This is a genomic window from Intestinirhabdus alba, from assembly GCF_009711095.1.
Taxonomy (GTDB): domain Bacteria; phylum Pseudomonadota; class Gammaproteobacteria; order Enterobacterales; family Enterobacteriaceae; genus Intestinirhabdus; species Intestinirhabdus alba.
Genome location: NZ_WMJZ01000093.1, coordinates 1 through 2,224, shown reverse-complemented (window position 1 = coordinate 2,224; position 2,224 = coordinate 1). Strand labels below are relative to the sequence as shown.

Annotated in this window: 1 protein-coding gene; it reads left to right on the top strand. The window is 65.9% G+C overall.

Going from position 1 to position 2,224, the window contains the following annotated elements; translation table 11 throughout:
* On the top strand, positions 1 to 2,204 hold a 2,204-nt coding region (locus GJV78_RS22505; RefSeq protein ID WP_330998843.1), incomplete at its 5' end, for an ImcF-related family protein.
* Positions 2,205 to 2,224 lie beyond the last annotated feature (20 nt).

The window sequence follows — 2,224 nt, the reverse complement described above, 5'->3', positions numbered from 1 at the left end:
CGCAGACGACGGCCTCTCTGGAGGCGCAGCTTACCGCGCTGCACGCCCTGCGTAACGATGCCGGGCGTCTGCAGCACCGTATTGATCGGGGAGCGCCGTGGTATCAGCGGTTCGGGCTGGATCACAGCGCGCCGCTGCTCAACGCGATGCTTCCCTGGTACGGGGTGGCCAATAATCGCCTGCTCCGCGATCCGGCGAATGCGGCGCTGACGCAGAAGCTGAACGAGCTGGTCAGCTCGCCGCCGGGCAGCGCGCTGCGTACGGCGCTGGCCCGGCAGGGCTACGACTGGCTGAAGGCCTGGCTGATGATGGCCCGCCCGGATCGTGCGGATGCGGCGTTCTTTGCGCAGACCATGAAGGCGGTGCAGCCGACCCATGAAGGGATCTCCACGGGGCTGTGGCAGAGCCTGGCCCCGGACCTGTGGGCCTTCTGGATCAACGCGCTGCCGCACCAGCCGCAGTGGAAAATCGCGCCGGATGAAACGCTGGTACGCCAGGCCCGGCAGGTGCTCCTGCAGCAGATGGGTCATCGCAACGCCGAAAGCACCCTCTATGAAAATATGCTCAAATCGGTGCGGCGGAACTTTGCCGATGTGACGCTGGAAGAGATGACCAGCGGCACCGACGCCCGGCGTCTGTTCACCACCGACGCGGTGGTGCCGGGGATGTTCACCCGGCAGGCGTGGGAGGGCGAGATCCAGCAGGCGATCGAAAAAGTGGTCAACAGCCGCCGCGAAGAGATCGACTGGGTGCTGAGCGACAGCCGCGGGGAGGTGGCCTGGGGGGTCTCGCCGGAGGCGCTGAAGGCGCGGCTGATCCGGCGCTACTTTACTGATTTTGCGGGCAGCTGGCTGAGCTTTCTCAACAGCCTGCGCTGGAATCCGGCGCGCAATATCGCGGACGTGACCGACCAGCTGACGCTGATGAGCGACGTCCGCCAGTCGCCGGTGATTGCGCTGATGAACACGCTGGCCTGGCAGGGCCAGGCGGGGCAGCAGAGCGCCGGGCTGACGGATTCAGTGCTGAAGTCGGCGAAGGAGCTGATAGGCAACAGGGATAAGCCGGCGATCGATCGGGGAGCCGCAGGGCCGCAGGGTCCGCTGGATGAGACCTTCGGCCCGCTGCTCTCGCTGATGGGAAAAAACAAGGGCGGAGTCATGATGTCGGCGGACAGCTCCCTGAGCCTGCAGACTTACCTGACGCGCATCACGCGGGTGCGGCTGCGGCTGCAGCAGGTGGCGGGAAGCGCGGACCCGCAGGAGATGATGCAGTCGCTGGCGCAGACGGTGTTCCGGGGAAAAAGCATCGACCTGACGGACACGCAGCAGTACGGCAGCCTGGTGGCGGCGAGCCTGGGCGAGGAGTGGAGCGGCTTCGGGCGAACGATGTTCGTACAGCCGCTGAGCCAGGCGTGGGAGACGGTGCTGCAGCCGTCGGCGGCGAGCCTGAACGCGCGGTGGAGCCGCTCGGTGGCGGCGGACTGGCATACGGCGTTCGACGGGCGCTATCCGTTCGCGGCGGGGAAAAGCGACGCCTCGCTGCCGATGCTGGCGGAGTTTATCCGCAAGGACAGCGGGCGGATAGAGCGTTTTCTGAAGACGGAGCTGAACGGCGTGCTGCACAAAGAGGGCAGCCGGTGGGTGGCGGACAGCGCGCACGGGCAGGGGCTGAACTTTAACCCGGCATTTTTACGGGCGGTGAACCAACTGAGCCAGCTGTCGGATATCCTGTTCACCGACGGCAGCCAGGGTATCGGCTTTGAGCTGCAGGCGCGGGCGGTGCCGGAGGTGGTGGAAACGCAGCTGACCATAGACGGGCAGAAGCTGCACTATTTTAACCAGGCGGCGGAGTGGCAGAGGTTCCGCTGGCCGGGAGAGACCTTTAAGCCGGGGACGACGCTGACGTGGACGTCAACCAGCGCGGGAGCGCGGCTGTACGGAGATTACAGCGGGACGTGGGGCCTGCTGCGGTGGCTGGAGCAGGGGCGGCGGCAGAAAGTGGACCGCAGCCAGTGGATGCTGAGCTTCAGGGCACCGGACGGACGCAGGCTGGAGTGGGTGCTGCGCACGCAGCTCGGGGACGGGCCGCTGGCGCTGCTGGGGCTGCGTGGATTTCGCCTTCCGGAAGAGATATTCAGCGTGGAGGCGGGCGCGCAGGCGCTGACAAATAACGAAGGAATAACGGACATGGACGGAGTGGAATAATGACGAGCCTGCAAAGTTTA